At 61.0% G+C, this 17805-nt stretch carries 19 protein-coding genes and 1 pseudogene; 15 read left to right on the forward strand and 5 right to left on the reverse strand.

Going from position 1 to position 17805, the window contains the following annotated elements; genetic code table 11:
- Nucleotide 1: 1 nt before the first annotated feature.
- From urtC to EOS_RS01860, 15 genes are all read left to right on the forward strand, one after another.
- Entirely contained in the window at nt 2-1192 is a 1191-nt protein-coding gene (urtC, locus tag EOS_RS01790) for an urea ABC transporter permease subunit UrtC (RefSeq protein WP_047844895.1), read from the forward strand.
- Between the two features lie 59 nt (nt 1193-1251).
- Entirely contained in the window at nt 1252-2079 is an 828-nt protein-coding gene (gene urtD / locus EOS_RS01795; RefSeq protein WP_407639095.1) for an urea ABC transporter ATP-binding protein UrtD, read from the forward strand.
- 13 nt (nt 2080-2092) lie between these two features.
- Nucleotides 2093-2785 carry an urea ABC transporter ATP-binding subunit UrtE gene (gene urtE / locus EOS_RS01800; protein ID WP_047844896.1) on the forward strand — a complete coding sequence of 231 codons (693 nt, stop codon included), beginning with the start codon at nt 2093-2095 and terminating at the stop codon, nt 2783-2785.
- A 43-nt stretch (nt 2786-2828) separates the two neighbouring features.
- Nucleotides 2829-3710: an urease accessory protein UreD gene (locus tag EOS_RS01805; RefSeq protein WP_047844897.1), complete on the forward strand. Its 882-nt coding sequence runs from the start codon at nt 2829-2831 to the stop codon at nt 3708-3710.
- 203 nt (nt 3711-3913) lie between these two features.
- On the forward strand, nt 3914-4717 hold the full coding sequence (locus tag EOS_RS01810; RefSeq protein WP_047844898.1) for a transporter substrate-binding domain-containing protein: 804 nt from the start codon (nt 3914-3916) through the stop codon (nt 4715-4717).
- Between the two features lie 51 nt (nt 4718-4768).
- Nucleotides 4769-5446, forward strand: coding sequence for an amino acid ABC transporter permease (locus EOS_RS01815; RefSeq protein WP_047844899.1), 678 nt, complete (start codon nt 4769-4771; stop codon nt 5444-5446).
- Complete coding sequence (locus tag EOS_RS01820) at nt 5443-6093, forward strand: amino acid ABC transporter permease (RefSeq protein WP_047844900.1); 651 nt, start codon at nt 5443-5445, stop codon at nt 6091-6093. The genes EOS_RS01815 and EOS_RS01820 overlap by 4 nt, the downstream gene beginning before the upstream one ends.
- Nucleotides 6080-6799, forward strand: a complete 720-nt coding sequence (locus EOS_RS01825) for an amino acid ABC transporter ATP-binding protein (protein WP_047844901.1) — start codon at nt 6080-6082, stop codon at nt 6797-6799. The genes EOS_RS01820 and EOS_RS01825 overlap by 14 nt, the downstream gene beginning before the upstream one ends.
- A 66-nt stretch (nt 6800-6865) precedes the next feature.
- The gene (locus EOS_RS01830; RefSeq protein WP_031362362.1) at nt 6866-7168 is read left to right on the forward strand and encodes an urease subunit gamma; all 303 of its coding nucleotides are present in this window, start codon (nt 6866-6868) and stop codon (nt 7166-7168) included.
- 28 nt (nt 7169-7196) lie between these two features.
- Complete coding sequence (locus tag EOS_RS01835; protein WP_047844902.1) at nt 7197-7502, forward strand: urease subunit beta; 306 nt, start codon at nt 7197-7199, stop codon at nt 7500-7502.
- Nucleotides 7503-7524: 22 nt separating this feature from the next.
- Nucleotides 7525-9231, forward strand: a complete 1707-nt coding sequence (gene ureC / locus EOS_RS01840) for an urease subunit alpha (RefSeq protein WP_047844903.1) — start codon at nt 7525-7527, stop codon at nt 9229-9231.
- Nucleotides 9232-9251: 20 nt separating this feature from the next.
- Complete coding sequence (ureE, locus tag EOS_RS01845; protein ID WP_047844904.1) at nt 9252-9902, forward strand: urease accessory protein UreE; 651 nt, start codon at nt 9252-9254, stop codon at nt 9900-9902.
- The gene (locus EOS_RS01850; protein ID WP_047844905.1) at nt 9889-10569 is read left to right on the forward strand and encodes an urease accessory protein UreF; all 681 of its coding nucleotides are present in this window, start codon (nt 9889-9891) and stop codon (nt 10567-10569) included. Before ureE ends, EOS_RS01850 begins: the two co-directional genes overlap by 14 nt.
- A gap of 7 nt (nt 10570-10576) precedes the next feature.
- Nucleotides 10577-11227, forward strand: a complete 651-nt coding sequence (ureG, locus tag EOS_RS01855) for an urease accessory protein UreG (protein ID WP_047844906.1) — start codon at nt 10577-10579, stop codon at nt 11225-11227.
- A gap of 121 nt (nt 11228-11348) precedes the next feature.
- The gene (locus EOS_RS01860) at nt 11349-12626 is read left to right on the forward strand and encodes a glycosyltransferase (RefSeq protein ID WP_326972890.1); all 1278 of its coding nucleotides are present in this window, start codon (nt 11349-11351) and stop codon (nt 12624-12626) included.
- A gap of 65 nt (nt 12627-12691) precedes the next feature.
- Here EOS_RS01860 and EOS_RS47860 read toward each other — a convergent pair whose 3' ends face one another.
- From EOS_RS47860 to waaC, 5 genes and pseudogenes are all read right to left on the reverse strand, one after another.
- The gene (locus EOS_RS47860) at nt 12692-13054 is read right to left on the reverse strand and encodes an HNH endonuclease (RefSeq protein ID WP_235442676.1); all 363 of its coding nucleotides are present in this window, start codon (nt 13052-13054) and stop codon (nt 12692-12694) included.
- Between the two features lie 99 nt (nt 13055-13153).
- Nucleotides 13154-13597, reverse strand: a pseudogene (locus tag EOS_RS47865) (YDG/SRA domain-containing protein); the annotation flags it as partial.
- A 61-nt stretch (nt 13598-13658) separates the two neighbouring features.
- Nucleotides 13659-14984, reverse strand: a complete 1326-nt coding sequence (waaA, locus tag EOS_RS01870) for a lipid IV(A) 3-deoxy-D-manno-octulosonic acid transferase (RefSeq protein ID WP_047844907.1) — start codon at nt 14982-14984, stop codon at nt 13659-13661.
- A 115-nt stretch (nt 14985-15099) separates the two neighbouring features.
- The gene (locus tag EOS_RS01875; protein ID WP_047844908.1) at nt 15100-15984 is read right to left on the reverse strand and encodes a Kdo hydroxylase family protein; all 885 of its coding nucleotides are present in this window, start codon (nt 15982-15984) and stop codon (nt 15100-15102) included.
- A 293-nt stretch (nt 15985-16277) separates the two neighbouring features.
- Nucleotides 16278-17282, reverse strand: coding sequence for a lipopolysaccharide heptosyltransferase I (waaC, locus tag EOS_RS01880; protein WP_326972891.1), 1005 nt, complete (start codon nt 17280-17282; stop codon nt 16278-16280).
- Nucleotides 17283-17805 lie beyond the last annotated feature (523 nt).

Below are 17805 nucleotides of genomic sequence, written 5' to 3' on the forward strand. Positions count from 1 at the left end.
GATGAATACGCCCAACGTCTCCGCGAATCTGGACGTCGCGCCGCAACCGGATGAGCAGGCCAAGCGTGCAGGCTTTGCGCTCGGCCTGCCGCCGCGCGCCGCGCTTTTGCCGCGCAGTGGCTGGATTGCGCTGATCGCGTTCATCATCGCGATGGGCATCTGCGTGCCGGTCGCAGCGCTCGTGCTGCCGGAGTCGAGCACGTTCCACCTGAGCGCCTATTCAATGACGCTCGTCGGCAAGCTCATGTGCTATGCCATCGGCGCGCTGGCGCTCGATCTCGTCTGGGGCTATTGCGGCATTTTGAGCCTGGGCCATGCGCTGTTTTTTGCCCTCGGCGGCTATGCGATGGGCATGTATCTGATGCGTTCCATCGGTCGTGAAGGCAACTATCAAAGCGACCTGCCCGACTTCATGGTCTTCCTCGACTGGCACAAGCTGCCGTGGTATTGGCAAGGCACTGAACATCTCTGGTACGCGTTGCTGCTGGTGATCCTGGTGCCGGGCATTCTCGCCTGGGTGTTTGGCTTCTTCACCTTCCGCTCGCGTGTGAAAGGCGTGTATCTGTCGATCATCACGCAAGCCATGACCTTCGCCGCAATGCTGCTGTTCTATCGCAACGAAACAGGCTTCGGCGGGAACAACGGCTTCACGGACTTCAAGCGCATCGCAGGCTTTCCGATCACCTCGGCCAGTACGCGCACCGTGTTGTTCCTCATGACCCTCGGCGTGCTGATCCTTGCGTTTATCGCGGCACGGGCGATCGTTACGTCGAAGCTTGGACGCGTCGTGACCGGTGTGCGAGACGGTGAAGCGCGGCTGATGTTTCTCGGCTATAGCCCCCTGTCGTACAAGCTGTTCATCTGGACCGTTTCTGCTGTGTTGTGCGGTATCGCCGGCGCGTTGTACGTGCCGCAAGTCGGCATCATCAACCCGAATGAAATGTCGCCGGGGAACTCCATCGAAATGGCGATCTGGGTCGCCGTCGGTGGTCGAGGGACGCTTATCGGGCCGATCATCGGCGCGTTCGCGGTGAACGGCGCGAAGAGCTTTTTCACAGCGAACTTCCCTGAATACTGGCTGTTCTTTCTGGGCCTGATCTTCACGCTCGTGCCCCTGTTGCTGCCGAGCGGAATCATGGGTCTCATCGATATCGCGCTGCGCAAGAAGAAAGCGGGAGGACATTCACATTGACCGCCTTTTCAATCCCATTGGCTAACGCGTACAACGCCTTGATCGTGGACCTGCCGCCGCTGCCGGAACTGAACGAACGCAATCAACACGGCATCACGGGCCTGGGCCACGTGCTGGAACCGGGCGAGATCGATGTCTCGCACGGCACGATCCTGTATCTCGAAGACGTTACCGTGAGCTTCGATGGTTTCCGCGCGCTGAACAAGCTGACGTTGTCTATCGATGTGGGCGAACTGCGCTGCGTGATCGGCCCGAACGGCGCCGGCAAGACCACGATGATGGACGTCATCACCGGTAAGACACGTCCGGATTCGGGCAAGGTTTTTCTCGGCCAGACCTTCGACCTCACGCGCATGTCGGAGCCGGTGATCGCGCGCACGGGTATTGGGCGCAAGTTTCAGAAACCGACCGTGTTCGAGAATCATCCGGTGTGGGAAAACCTCGAACTCGCGATGAAAACGAACAAGGGCTGGCTCGCCTCGCTCAGATCGAAGCTCGATCGCGAGGCGCAGGCGCGCATCGAAGAGACGCTGGAGCTGATCCATCTCGAAGCCGACGCGACGCGTTTTGCCGGTGAGTTGTCGCACGGTCAAAAGCAGCGGCTGGAGATCGGCATGTTGCTGATGCAGCAGCCTGCCCTGCTGTTACTCGATGAACCCGCCGCCGGCATGACGGACCACGAGACCATGCAGTTAGCGGAGTTGCTCAACAAGCTGCGCGGCACGTGTTCGATGATGGTTGTCGAACACGACATGGAATTCGTCGCGGCGCTTTCCGGCGATACCGGACGCGTGACCGTAATGGCCGAAGGCAGCGTGCTCGCGCACGGCACGCTCGACGAAGTGAAGCGCAACGAGAAGGTGATCGAGTCGTACCTCGGTCGATAAAGGAATTTTAGAAATGCTCGAAGTCGATTCACTCAACCAGTTCTACGGCGGCAGCCACATCCTGCGCGATGTGAAGATGACCGTGCCCGATGGAAAACTGACGGTCTTGCTCGGCCGTAACGGTGTCGGCAAGACTACGCTGCTGCGCTGCCTGATGGGCGTCGTACCCACGAAAAGCGGCACGATCTCATGGCGCGGCGCGAAGATTTCATCGATGCCGACCTACAAGCGCGTATCGAGCGGTCTTGCTTATGTACCGCAAGGTCGCGATATCTTCGGCCGACTGACCGTTGAAGAAAACTTGCTGGTGGGCGCGGCGAGCCGCAAGGCGCCATCGAAAGTACCGGACCGGATCTACGAACTTTTTCCGGTGCTCAAGGAGATGAAAAGCCGTCGCGGCGGCGACTTGTCAGGCGGCCAGCAACAGCAACTTGCAATCGGCCGCGCGTTGATGAGCGAACCGCAGTTGCTGATCCTCGATGAACCCACCGAGGGCATTCAGCCATCCATCATTCAGGATATCGGGCGGACGTTGCGCCAACTCGTCGATGAAATGGGCATGACGGTCTTGCTCGTCGAACAGTATTACGACTTCGCCCGCGAGTTGGCAGACCGGTATTGGGTCATGAGCCGCGGTGAAATTGTGGCGGGTGGCGCGGGCGCGGATATGGAAGCGCATGGCGTGCGGGAGTTGATCGCCGTCTGATGCTCGCCGTACCATGGCGGCTCGTTCCGATCCTTAAAGCCTCATGCATCACGAACCTATAGCCGCACTCTTGCCATCGAGCGCCTCGGACTCCAACGAGTGGCACGGCAAACTCGAACTCGGCTTCACGCATCAGCCTGCGGGGCGGACGGCGCTCACGCATCGCAAGCACGTTGGACCCTTGCGCATGCAACGGCCCTTGTACCCCGAAGGCGAAACCATCTGCCACGCGGTGATCGTGCATCCGCCGGGCGGTGTGGCGGGCGGTGACCGGCTTGCAATCGATATCGATCTGGCTCCCGACACGCACGCGGTTATCACGACGCCCGGCGCGACCAAGTGGTACAAGGCGAACGGCAAGCTCGCGACGCAGCGCATCGATATCCGTGTTGGAGCACATGCAAAACTCGACTGGCTGCCGCAGAACAACATTGTGTTCGAGTCGTCGAACGTGGCGCTGGATTTCACGCTGACGATGGATGAAACGGCGACGGCTATCGGCTGGGAGGCGATGCAGTTGGGTCGTCAGGCAGCAGGCGAACGATGGTCCGACGGACGGCTGGTTTCCGCGGCGCGGATCAAAGACAGCAAGGGCCGGCTGCGCTGGTTCGAACGCACCCGGCTGAGCGCCGACGACCCATTGCGCCTCGCGCGGCAAGGTCTTGGCGGGTTCGCGGCCTACGGCACGTTGTGGGCAATCGGTCCGGCCTGCGACGACGCATTGGCGGAATCTCTGACAGCTCACCTCCCCTTCGATTCCACGCTGCGCGCCGCCGCCTCATGCGTCACACCGGGCGTGTTGATCATCCGCGCCGCGAGCCATTCGATGGAGCCACTCCAACGTGCGATGATCGAATGCTGGACCACGCTGCGCCCGTTGATTCACGGCGTCGATGCCCAACCGCTGAGGCTATGGACCACATAAGCGGGTAATTCCTCTTAAAAACCGCACCACAAAAGCGCACAATTAAGCCCATTATTTGTGCATGGCTGCCGCATGCCTCTCGCTTGAGCCCGCCCCGCAAGGCACAAAGGCATTGGCACGACTCTCGCTTGATCACCTTTCCGACGAGTGCGTCAACCATGACACGCACCGCGCCACATCGCGATTTAAGGAAAGAGAATCAAATGACCAACACGCTTCGCCGCACCGCTGTTCGCACCCTCGCTGCCGCCCTCCTCGCCATTCCGGCTCTCGCTTTAACCTCGCTCACCGCTCACGCCGACGCGCTCGATAACGTCACGAAAGCCGGCGTTTTGAAAGTCGCCGTGCCCGAGGATTACCCGCCCTTCGGCGCAGTCGGCGGGGATATGCAGCCGCAGGGTTACGACATCGACATGGCCGCGCTGCTCGCCAAGTCGCTGGGCGTGAAGCTCGAACTCGTGCCGGTGAACAGCGCGAATCGCGTGCCATATCTGACGACGAACAAAGTGGATCTGGTGATTTCATCGCTGGGCAAGACGCCGGATCGCGAGAAGGTTATGGACTTTTCAGCGCCCTACGCACCGTACTTCCAGGGCGTGTTCGGTCCCGCCGATGTCAAGGTCGCCGGTCCCGCCGATCTCACCGGCAAGACCGTCGGCGCGACGCGCGGCGCACTCGAGGAAATCGCGCTCACGCAAATGGCGCCGAACGCGACCATCAAGCGTTTCGAAGACAACAACGCGACCATCCAGGCGTTTCTCTCCGGTCAGGTGCAACTGATCGCAGCGGGCAATATCGTCGCAGCAGCAATCCTCGCGAAGAATCCGCCGCGCCGTCCTGAGCCGAAATTCGTGATCAAGAACTCGCCGTGTTTCGTCGGCATGAACAAGAACGAACCGCGCCTGCTGGCCAAAGTCGATGCCACCATCGCTCAGGCGAAAAAGGACGGCTCGCTCGAAGCCATGTCGGAAAAGTGGTTCAAGGCGCCGCTGCCGGCTGGTTTGTAAATCGACTCGTGAATCAACACCGTCAAGCTTAAATAAGAAGGCGCCGCTTTAATGGCTTATCAACTCCAGTTCGGCGATCTCGGGCAGTACGCCGGCATGTTCGCGAGCGGCGCGGCGGTCACGCTCGGGCTGACCGCCGTCTCAACCGTGCTCGGCCTCGCGGTCGGCATCCTCGGCGCGGCCGGCAAAGGCAGCAAGTTTCCGGCAGTGCGCTCGTTCGTCGGTGGCTATGTGGAAGCGATCCGCAACACGCCGTTCATCGTGCAACTGTTCTTCGTGTTCTTCGGGCTGCCGGCGCTGGGTATTCGTATCGATGAATACGTCGCCGCCGTGCTCGCGATGACGCTCAATCTTGGCGCGTATTCGGTGGAGATCATCCGCTCGGGCATCGCGGCCGTGCCGAAGGGGCATCTTGAAGCGGCGGCGTCGCTAGCCATGACACGTGGCGAGACGTTCCGGCACGTGGTGTTGCCGCAAGCCATCGCCAAGGTGTTCCCGGCGCTGAGCAGCCAGATCGTGATCACCATGCTCGGCTCGGCGGTGGTATCGCAGATATCCGTTGCCGACCTGACCTACGCCGCGAGCTACATCCAGTCGCGCAACTTCCGCGCGTTCGAAACATATTTTCTGATCACGGCCGCGTATCTCGTGATGGCGATCCTCTTGCGCTTCTTGCTCAACGAAGCAGGCAAACGCCTGTTCGCACGCAATCTGCGAGGTGCCCGATGATCGAATTCACCTTCGAGCAGATCCTCACCAACCTGCTGCTTGCGGCGCGCTGGACGATCGTGCTGTCGATCGTGTCGTTCGTCGCCGGCGGGATCGTGGGCTTCGTGCTGCTTGTCATGCGCGTGTCGAGTTCGCGCGTGCTGCGGACCATCGTGAAGCTCTACATCGAGATCTTCCAGGGCACGCCGCTTTTGATGCAACTGTTCCTCGTATTCTTCGGTTTACCGCTGCTCGGCGTAGAAGTTCAGCCGTGGATAGCGGCAACTGTCGGCCTCACGCTGTTCACCAGCGCGTATCTCGCCGAAATCTGGCGCGGCTGCGTGGAAGCGATTCCCAAGGGGCAATGGGAAGCGTCGTCCAGTCTCGCGATGAATTACTTCGAGCAATTGCGCCACGTGATTCTTCCGCAAGCCACACGCATCGCTATCGGACCGACGGTCGGCTTCGGTGTGCAAGCCGTGAAGGACACGGCGCTCGTCTCGATCATCGGCTTCACCGAACTCACTAAAGCCGGCACGATGATTTCGAACGCTACATTCAGGCCATTCGTGGTCTATGGCCTGGTCGCGGTGATCTACTTCGTGATTTGTTATCCGCTTACCCGCTACGCGCGCACGCTCGAAAGGAAATGGAATGCCGCTCGTTGAAACTCAAAACCTCAAGAAGCAGTTCGGCGCGAACCAGGTCCTGAAGGGCATCGATTTTTCGGTGGAATCGGGACAGGTGGTAGCAATCATCGGACGCAGCGGCTCGGGTAAAAGTACCTTGCTGCGGACGTTGAACGGACTGGAAAGTATCGATGAAGGGTCGATTGAAATCGATGGCGAACACATGGATGCCCGTCACGCCGATCTGCGTGCATTGCGCCTGAAGGTTGGCATGGTGTTCCAGCAGTACAACCTGTTTCCGCATCTCACCGCGGGACAAAACGTGATGCTCGCGCAGACCGTGGTCAAGAAAGTCCACAAGGCGAAGGCGCGCGCCACCGCTGAACAAGTGCTGGAGAGGGTCGGTCTCGCCGATAAATTCAACGCCTATCCCGAGCAACTGTCTGGTGGACAGCAACAGCGTGTGGCCATCGCGCGTGCGCTTGCAATGAAGCCCACGGTCCTGCTTTGCGACGAAATCACCTCCGCGCTCGATCCTGAACTGGTGGGCGAAGTGCTGGCTGTAGTGGAAAGCCTCGCCGCCGATGGCATGACACTCATCATGGTCACGCACGAGATGCGCTTCGCGCGGCGTGTGTCGAACAAGGTCGTGTTCATGCATCAGGGACGCGTGTGGGAAAGCGGCACGCCGGAGGAGATTTTCGAGCGGCCGACGACCATCGAGTTGCGCAAGTTCATCCAATGAAATCGTAGGGTTGCAATGCTAGGATTCTTTCAAAATTGACACCTACCTAAATCACGCTGCGAACCCATGAAGCTCACCCACCGCGAAAAAGACAAGCTGCTGATCTTCACCGCCGCGCTGCTCGCCGAACGGCGTCGCGCACGCGGGCTGAAGCTGAATTATCCGGAAGCTATCGCGTTCATCTCGGCGGCGCTGATGGAAGCGGCGCGCGACGGCCGCACCGTTGCCGATGTCATGCACTACGGCACTACGCTGCTCACCCGCGACGACGTGATGGACGGCGTGCCGGAAATGATCCCGGACATCCAGATCGAAGCCACCTTCCCCGACGGCACCAAGCTCGTGACCGTCCACCATCCGATTCCCTGAACGTGCAGCACGCTAAAAGGAGCCGCGCATGATTCCCGGCGAATATCTGATCGACGATGGTGAACACGAACTCAACGCGGGCCGCGAGACGGTGTCCGTGACGGTATCGAATACAGGTGACCGGCCTGTGCAGGTCGGCTCGCATTTTCATTTCTACGAAGTCAACACGGCGCTTACCTTCGAACGCGACAAGGCAAGAGGCTTTCGGCTGAACATTGCGTCGGGTACGGCCGTGCGCTTCGAGCCCGGTCAGGAACGCACGGTCGAACTCGTCGCACTGGCGGGCGACCGCACGGTGTACGGCTTCAATGGCCTCGTGATGGGCCCGCTTTGAACTTCTCTTTAGGACCAGCACTATGACGCTACGCATCGGACGCCGCGCCTACGCGGAGATGTTCGGCCCGACCACCGGCGACCGCGTGCGTCTCGCCGATACCGACCTGCTGATCGAAGTCGAACGCGACTTCACGACCTACGGCGAAGAAGTGAAATTCGGCGGCGGCAAGGTGATTCGCGACGGCATGGGCCAGTCGCAGCGCGTGCACGCTGACGTGGTGGATACAGTGGTGACGAACGCGCTGATCCTCGATCACTGGGGCATCGTGAAGGCGGATATCGGCATCAAGAACGGGCGCGTGTTTGCGATCGGCAAGGCGGGCAATCCGGATATTCAGCCGGGCGTGACGATTGCAATCGGCGCGGCTACCGAAGTGATTGCCGGTGAAGGCATGATCGTGACGGCGGGCGGTATCGACTCGCATATTCACTTCATCAGCCCGCAGCAAATTGATGAGGCGCTGGCCTCCGGCATCACGACAATGCTCGGCGGCGGCACCGGTCCCGCGACCGGCACGAACGCCACGACCTGTACGCCGGGACCGTGGCATCTCGAACGCATGCTGCAAGCCGCCGATGGCTGGCCGGTGAACCTTGGCTTTCTCGGCAAGGGCAACGTGAGTTTGCCGGCGCCGGCTATCGAGCAGATCAAGGCCGGTGCGATCGGGCTGAAGCTGCATGAGGACTGGGGCACGACGCCTGCTGCAATCGACAACTGTTTATCCGTTGCCGACGATACCGACACGCAAGTCGCCATCCACACAGACACGTTGAACGAAGCGGGTTTTGTCGAAACGACGGTGGCCGCGTTCAAAGGCCGCACGATCCACACATATCACACGGAAGGCGCAGGCGGCGGGCACGCACCCGACATCATCAAGGTCTGCGGCGAGTCGAATGTGCTGCCTTCATCGACGAATCCGACGCGCCCGTACACCATCAACACGCTCGATGAACACCTCGACATGCTGATGGTCTGCCATCACCTCGATCCATCGATTGCGGAAGATATTGCGTTCGCGGAATCGCGGATTCGTCGCGAGACGATTGCCGCTGAAGACATTCTTCATGACCTCGGTGCGTTGTCCATGCTGTCGTCGGATTCGCAGGCAATGGGCCGCGTCGGCGAGGTCGTCATGCGCACGTGGCAGACGGCGCACAAGATGAAAACGCAACGCGGCGCGCTGCCGGAAGACTCATCGCGTAACGACAACTTCCGCGCAAAACGCTACGTCGCCAAGTACACGATCAACCCGGCCATCACGCACGGCATCGCGCATGAAGTGGGGTCCATCGAGCCGGGCAAGTGGGCCGATCTCGTGTTCTGGGAACCGGCGTTCTTCGGCGTGAAGCCTGCAATGATCCTCAAAGGCGGCATGATCGCGGTGGCCCAGATGGGCGACCCGAACGCATCGATTCCGACGCCGCAACCGGTGCATTATCGCGAGATGTTTGCAACGCGCGGCGGCGCGTTGGGGAAGACTTCCCTCACGTTCGTTTCGCAGATGGCGCTGGATGATGGCGTCGGCGAACGGTATGGTTTGCGCAAGCAAGTGGTCGCGGTGAAGAACTGCCGGAACATCTCGAAGGCCGACATGATTCACAATGCGTACAGGCCGTCGATTACCGTCGATCCGGAAACGTACCAGGTTGTAGCCGACGGCCAGTTGCTCACCTGCGAGCCGGCAACCGTTTTGCCGATGGCGCAGCGCTACTTCCTGTTTTAAGTACCTTTGCTGAGATTTTCATGCGCACGATCGATAAACGTATCGAAGCGAAACTGGCCGCGCCGCTGATCAAGCGCGCGCCGACGCTCACCCTGCCCTTCGATGAGCGCTGCAAAAGCCGCCTCGCTGCCACGCTGGATAACGGTGAAGAAGTGGCACTGGTGCTGCCGCGCGGCACGGTGCTGCGCGATGGCGATATGCTCGTCGCCGACGATGGCGACCTCGTGCGCGTGATCGCGGCTGCACAGGATGTGCTGGTCGTGCATGCTCACGATGCCATTACGCTCACGCGCGCCGCCTATCATCTGGGGAATCGACACACGCCCGTGGAAGTGAGCGCGGGCCAGTTGAAACTGGAAGCCGATCCCGTGCTGGAAGACATGCTGAAGCGTCTCGGCGCGCATGTTGCGCACGCGACGGCTGCGTTCCAACCAGAGACGGGTGCGTATGGCGGCGGTCATAAGCATGGGCATGACGAGACGTTTGTAGAGGACTACGCGCTCGCGCAAAAGGTCTTCGATGAACATCACGGGCATGCGCATGAGCACGGCGCGCACGGTCATAGCCATAGTCACGGCGCGCATGACCACGGCGAAGGCCACGATCACGGCGACCACTCGCAGTGCAGCCACGAAGGCCACGATCACGACCACGGCCATGCGCACCGCTGAGCTCACTGCCCTGCTTCATCTGGCGTCGCCGGCATTGCCTATCGGCGCGTTCAGTTATTCGCAGGGTCTCGAGTCGGCGATAGAACATGGTTTCATCCACAACGGTGACACCGCTCGCGACTGGATTGCCAGCGGTTTGACTAACGTGCTCGCGCGCGGCGAATTGCCATTCCTCGCGCACCAGATGACCCGCTGGCGTAATCACGAAGCCGAAGTCCTCGCCACTGCCGATGAAGAATTCCTCGCCAGCCGCGAGTCGGCGGAATTGCGCCGCGAGACACAGCAAATGGGCTGGTCGCTTGCGCAGTTGTGCACACAGCTCGAATGGGGCGATGCCGCGCGCCTCGCAACGCTGAACGCCATCAAACCGATTTCGCAGCCGACAGCATTCGCCTTCGCCGCCTACGCGCACAATGCCGCCCCCGATGCCGCCCTTGCCGCCTATGCCTTCGCCTGGGTCGAAAACCAGGCCGCGGCCGCGCTGAAAGCGGTCCCCCTGGGCCAGATCGCAGGCCAACGAATCATCGTCGCGTTGCGCGAACCGATCGACACCGCCGTGCAACGCGCGCTCGCCACCTCGCCCGACGAGATCACCACCTTCGCGCCGCAACTCGGTATTCTCTCCGCGCGCCACGAGTCGCAGTACTCGCGCTTATTCCGCTCTTAAAAAAACCATGAACGCACCCGTCTACTCCGCCGCTGCCCGCCGCTCCAAGAAACTGCCGCCCTTGCGCGTGGGGGTGGGCGGCCCGGTCGGCTCGGGCAAGACCACGCTGCTCGAAATGCTCTGTAAGGCGATGCGCGAGAAATACGATCTCGTCGCGATCACCAACGACATCTACACGAAAGAAGATCAGCGCCTGCTTACGGTCGCGGGCGCGTTGCCGGCCGAGCGCATCATGGGTGTGGAAACGGGCGGCTGCCCGCACACGGCGATCCGCGAAGACGCGTCGATCAACCTTGAAGCCGTCGACCAGATGATCGAACGTTTCCCGGACGCGGACATCGTGTTCATCGAATCGGGCGGGGATAATCTCGCGGCCACCTTCAGCCCTGAATTGTCGGATCTGACCATTTACGTGATCGATGTCGCCGGCGGAGAAAAAATTCCCCGCAAGGGCGGCCCGGGCATCACCAAGTCGGATCTGCTGGTCATCAACAAGATTGATCTCGCGCCGTATGTAGGCGCAAATCTCGACATCATGGCCTCCGATGCGCGCAAGATGCGCGGAGAACGCCCATTTGTTATGTGCAACCTGAAGGCGCTTGAAGGGCTTGACCACGTGGTTCGCTTCATTGAAAAGAAGGGCCTGCTCGCGGTCTGAATGCAGGTGTGGGCGCCTGAAAGCACCTGTTCTCACCCTATCGAGTGCGATAGCATGTCGCCTTGCACTTTTTTACGGCCATAGGCCCGTTTTTCGGAGACCTCTGATCGACAGCCCTGACATGCTCCTTACTCGCGACAACGCCGTCCGGTTGAAATCGTCGCCTGCGGCGTCGCCGGCACCCATGGCGCAATCCTCGTCGAAGCGCATTGCCGTGCTGTTCCACGTCGCGGATTTCAACGACGGCGGCATTGAATCGTCGCTGATGCAGTGGCTGCGCATCTACGACCGTGCGCGCTTTGCGGTGACGCTGTCCGTGATGTTTTCTTCGCCGGCGTTCGAGCAGCGTTTCCGCGCGCAGATTCCGGCGGATGTCGGCATCGAAATTCTCACCGACAAACCCTGGCTCAACGTGTTCCAGGCACGTCGTTATGCACATCAGTTGAGCAAGCTCGGCCGGATCGGCCGCGACATCTTCAACACGCTTGCCGTGCGCCCCTACGTCAAGACACGTGTGGCTGAACTCGCGCAACGCCACGAAATCATCGTCGACTTCGACATGTCGCTGCGCCGTCTGGCCGGCCAATTCGGCATGGCGTGGCTCGGCGTGAACCACTTCAGCTTCGATGCACGGCTCGGAGGCCGGCCCCGGAAAATGAAGCGCCTGCTGACGCAATACGAGCGCTACGACGGCATCGCGGCGCTGAACCGCCACATGGCGGATGAAGCGAGCGCGCTGTTCAACGGCAATCTGCGCAACGTGTTTGTGCTGCCGAATGCGATCGATATCGACCGGATTCGCGAGAACGCAGCGTATGTGGAAAAGCCGCCATGCCTGGGGCCGTACATCGTTTCGGTGGCGCGGCTCGATGAAATCCAGAAGGATCACCGGACCTTGCTGCGCGCTTACGCGCAGCTTGCTCAAACGTTTGCTGGTGGCGCGCTGCAGGAAGATCTGGTGATAGTCGGCGATGGCGGGTTTCGCAGCGAACTGGAAGCGTTGGCGGTGGAGTTGGGGATTGGCGACCGGGTGCATTTCACGGGCTATCGGAACAATCCGCACGCGGTTGTGGCGCGGGCGAGCGCGCTGGTGCTCAGTTCGCGTTACGAAGGCATGCCGATGGTGTTGCTCGAGGCGCTCGCGCTCGGCAAGCCGGTGATTTCGACCGATTGCCCAACGGGGCCGCGAGAGATTCTGGACGATGGCCGGTTCGGGCTGCTGGTTCCTGTCGGCGATGTGGACGCCATGGCGGCGGCGCTGTCGCGGCTGTTGTCGGATCACGCCCTGCGTGATGGATTTACGCGTGAGGCGCTGGCGCGAGCGCGGGAGTATGGCCTGGAAGCGAGCAATGAACGGTTTGCCGCGTGCGTGACGCGGATCTTGCAGAAGCGGGGTTAGGCGTTGGCGACATCGCGCGCCAACGCAACGACTGATTTATCGTTGACTCAAGTCAACCGACAAGATTATTTCAATTGCGATGTTTTGTTGGGCAGATTTAAAAAGTGTTCGCGGTGATATGCCAGATGCGCCAAACCAATGGTGTGGTCATTGGCTACAGTGAGCTTTCCAGCAATACCTATCAACGAAAAATCGTCCGCAATCGAGAAAGCACCCAAGTCGAACATCACATGATGATTCGGACAAAGACACAGGATGTTTTCCCAAACATCTGGGCCGTTATGTGGCCTGCCCAGCGGGCGAATATGTGCTGCTTCGATATAAGGTCCGCCTGCACTTTCGAGTCGGGTGCCACACGCCTGGCATTTATGCCGGTAAAAGAATTTAAGGCGCCTCGCTAAAACCGTGTCCCGAACGATTCGTTGCATCGTGCTGCTGACTCGACCGGGCGTTGTGTTGTTGCCTGTAGGTATCGCGATAATCGGCTTGGCGTTCTGAGCGCTAGTGCTCTCGCCATCGTCGATTTTGAGCAATCGGAAACGCCATATCTTGAAACCCGACTTGCCGGTCTCGCACCAATGGCTTTCAACTTGAAATAAACCGTCGTAGCGATATCCACTTTCAGGCGCAAATTCGCTTTTGCGATCAGCACCGCGAATAACTCTTAGCGGAAGCCCTTCGATCTCGCTCACCACCAAGACCTGGTTTCCGCGCTTTAATTGCTGGTCTTTTATATGCTTGCCAGCCGCGTTGCGACCACCTTGCCCTGTATAAATGATTTCGTCGCCAAAATCTTGATCGTCTTCTTAACCACCGGAGATAACAATTGACTCAGCGCCCTGCTTAGCCACGCCCGATATTCCGCCTTGGACTCGATTGTGCAATCCAATCGCGTGCATTGCGACGTAGCTTTCAAACTTATCGCCGACCGCTATCCCCGGAATATGCCCAAACGTCCCTCCATCACCCATAATTTTTTTCCTTAAAGGGAGTTGCCTTGGATGTCTCGAAGTAGCCCCGGGAAGCAAGCGGTTAAACTTCGTGTTCTTTGTCCAACAACAACGCCCCCAGCATCGCCACTGTCCTCGCCGTCGCCCCGCGGTGCTTCGCCGCAAACGCTGACGCGGCCGCGCTCATGGCCAGCCGGCGGGGTTTATCGGTGAAAAGCTCGCGCAGGTCGCGCGCCAGCGCCGCTGGATCGCTTACCCGCAGCGCAGCGCCTTCCGCGATCGCGTCATTCGTCGCTTGCGTGAAATTGAACGTGTGCGGTCCGATCAGCACCGGCACGCCCGCAGCGCATGCCTCGATCAGGTTCTGCCCGCCCAGCGGCAGCAAACTCCCGCCAATAAACGCCAGATCCGACGCCGCGTAATACGCGCTCATTTCGCCCATCGAATCGCCGAGCAGCACGTTGACGTCCGAAGGCAAAACCGGCGCCGCATCGATTCCCGATCCCGCCGCCGCCACGCGTCCCGCCCAGGCCGAACGCCGCACATAGGACAACGCCGCTGAATCAATCAACACCGCCACTTCGTCGAACCGCTGCGGATGGCGCGGCACGAGAATCAGCAACGCATCGGGTACGCGGGTCCGCAAGGTCGTGAACGCCTGCAGCACAAGCGCTTCCTCACCCTCGCGCGTGCTCGCGGCCACCCACACCGGGCGCTCCCCGATCGCCGCGCGCCACGCGTGGCCGCGCGCATAAAGCTCGGGCGGCGCGGTCATGTCGAACTTCAGGTTGCCGAGCACCGCGATATTGCGCGCACCCAGCGCGCTCAGGCGGTCTGCATCGGACTGGGTCTGCGCCAGCACGCGCGTAAATCCGCCGAACACCTCGCGCGTCGCATTGCCGAATTTCGCCGCGCGCTTGAATGAGCGCGCCGACATCCGCGCATTGGTCAGCACGAGCGGGATGTCGGCCCGCTTGCATTCGTCGATGAGCGTCGGCCACACCTCCGTCTCCATCACGATGCCCAGCGACGGCCGCCACGCCCGCAAGAACCGCCGCACCAGCGAGGGCGAATCGTAGGGAAGATAGCTGCGTGAAACACGCTCGCCGTAGAGCTGCACGCCGGTCGCGCGTCCGCTCGGCGTCATGTGCGTGAGCAGAATGCGGGCATCGGGATGCGCCTGCTGCAACGCTTCGATCAGCGGCTGCGCCGCGCGTGTCTCGCCAACAGACACCGCGTGGACCCAGATCAGCGGCGCGAGGTCGTCGGCACGACGCGCGGGACCAAAGCCAAACCGCTCGCCGATATGTTCGCGATACCCTCTTTCCCGCCGCGAGCGGATCAAGAGGCGCAGCACGGCGAGCGGCGCGACGAGCCACCATAACGCGCGATACACGAGCCTCAGCATCGGCCGTCCTCGCGACAGTCGACCGACGGCAACGATTGTTCTCGGTACACGCAGAAATGCGAGTCCGAGCCCACGGAACCCGGCACGCGGGAACGCCCAAAAAACCAGGCGGCGCTCAAACCAGCGCCCTGCCTTTCAAACGCTGCAGGATTCCGAGCGGCGCGCAGTCGGGCTGGGCCATGGCATTGACGGGAAGGAAGAAGGTTTGCTCCAGCATGTACTGGCCGGACATGACGGCGTGCGAGGTTTGATCGGAGAAACACACCCACACGCAACCGGGCGGGAACGGCATTTCCTGTTGCGGCGACTTCGATTGATAGCCAAGATCCGCCTTCATGGCGTCATGCAGATGAAGCATCAGGTGGTCGTATTCGCTGCGGGGTGTCTTGGTGATGTGCAACAGGTTCATGAGCCATGCCGAACCGGGAACCTGCGCTTTGATGGCGGGCAGAAAACGCTTTGCCATGTCCTCGAACGGCTCGCCGACGCGCCACACACGCGGCGCGCCATCGGGATTGACGTTGGTGAACACGCGCAGGATGCGCTCGCCATAATTCGGCCGCGACGGGAATGCATCGACGTGAAGACGGCTGTCGTCCTTGCGCCATGACGTCTCGCGCGTTTCCACGCGATGCAGCCGGAGGCTCGTCGGCGCCACCCGCAACTTGCCGCGATATTCGGGGAAGAGCCCGTCGACCAGCGAGCGCGCGTTGGCCTGATATCGCGCGATCAACGCCCGCACGGCGGATTGCATGACAGCGTCGCCGAGCACACCGACGAGCGCGCCACCGTTGGGCGCGAGACTGATGTTCTTGCGCTCGGGATCGGCGACCTTCGGGTCGAGCAGCGCGCGTTCACCGCCTTCGATGGCAAACGCCAGATGCGGGAAATACAGGACCTTGCCGCGCTCGACGCCGGCCAGCAACGCCTCGCGGGGCACGGAGAGTTGCTGGCCCTGCCAGTCGGCGGAGGCGACTTCGATAATTTGAGATTCGGTCATGTGCCTTCGATTGTTTGGATGAGCGGGCCCAGTTAGCTTCGGCTTCGGTCAGCTATGACTCGATTCACTTCGATTCACGCCTCGAGCATCGTTGCGCCGACCGGGCGCGCTGCATTTTCGCTCAAACCGACTGCAAAATCCGCTGCGTGAAAGGCGGGCCGTTGATGGACCTCAAATCGAGCCTCAACCGGGCCTCAAACCGCCGGGTTGCGTGAACGCGCATCGGTCAATCGAGGCGGTTCCTTATGCATTCGGCTGCCCCTGCGTCACCCTCTGCCGCTCGTGTTCGTCGCTCAAAGCAGTCCAAAGCCCGCGAGCGTCGCCTTGACTTGCTGCAGCGTCGGATGCTGACTGGCACTGCCGAGATTCACCACGTGCGGCGACCAGTAACCGCCGGTGCGCCAGGCGGTCGAGAAATTGTACAACTCGACGGTCGGCCGCTTCAGCGCCGCCGCGATGTGCACGAGTCCCGTGTCCACGCCCACTGTCGCTGCTGCGCCGTCGATCAGGCCGACCACTGCCGGCAGCGAGAGCTTGGGCGGCACGACTGCTGCCGCACCGAACTCTTTCGCCAGCTTGTCGCTGGTTTCGCGTTCGGCGTCGCTGCCCCACGGCAGCACGATCGATACTCCGCGCCGGATCAGCGTCTGGCCGAGTTCGATCCACGCGGTATCGGGCCATTGTTTATCGGCGCGCGACGTGGCGTGGACAAACACCACGTAGGGCACTGGCAGGTTCAAATCCGCCTGCGATAAGGCCAGCGCGGCGCGGCGGGTATCGATGCCGAATTTGATTGTGTCCGTCACTTCCGGGTGCGGATCGCCGAGCGCGGCCGCCACCAGTTGCCGGGTGCGCTCGACGACGTGGGTGCGCGGCTCGATGGGCACGCGTTTATTGTAGAAAAAGCGCACGGGCCATTCGTAACCGGCGCCGTCGGTACGATTGCCCAGCCCGACGAGCGTGCCGCGCGCCCAGCTCGCGACCCATGCGGTTTTGATGAGCCCTTGGCAATCGATGACGAGGTCGTATTTTTCGGCTGCGAGTGCGCGTCGGAAGCGTTGAATTTCGCGCCAGTTATCGAAGGAAAAGAGGCGTTTGCGCCAGCGCCGGAGCGAGAACGGTATTGCGCGGCGCACGCCGTCGACGAGTTCGACGAGATCCGTGAAGCTCTCTTCGACCAGCCAGTCGATCTGGGCATCGGGGTGAAGGCGGTGGATATCGGCGATGGCCGGCATGTTATGGACGACGTCGCCTAGCGACGACACCCGGACAATCAAGATCTTTTGCACGCTGGACACGGTGGGCGCCGTCGGATTGGACGGCGCGTGGACAATTTGAGATGGCCGGAGTTTACCGCTGGCGCTCGGGTTTGGGGGTGGTTTTCGCTCGCGCTCGCGGTTTTGGGCTGTGCTCGCAGCGTAGTGGTCGGGGTCAATGCCGGGTTGCTGCTTTCGGCCTTTATACCCACAGGCTTCGCCACCAGTGATTGAACCAGTTGAACCTGTCCAAGGGACATCCCGCGCTATCCGCGTACAACCACCTCAGAAAAGAAGCACGCGGATCACGTAGCCAACCCGCCCGGAAATGAGGCAACCAGCACACGTGAGGCCGTCATGGTCCGTGGGGCGCGGTGCTTGCCCGAGAGCGTTGGGGGCGAAGCGTGCTCGTGTCAGGATTCGCGAGAAGCAGGGGTTCAAGCATCCGTGGTTCTTGCGAGCGCCGTGCTATTTAAATGCCAGAGACAATAAAACTGCACGCTAGGGACACTAACTCGCCCGTGGTTGGAAAGCGCTTTCTTTGCTTCGTTTCTTTGTCGCTTTC

The sequence above is a fragment of the Caballeronia mineralivorans PML1(12) genome (assembly GCF_001028175.1).
In the GTDB taxonomy this organism is placed as follows: Bacteria; Pseudomonadota; Gammaproteobacteria; order Burkholderiales; family Burkholderiaceae; genus Caballeronia; species Caballeronia mineralivorans.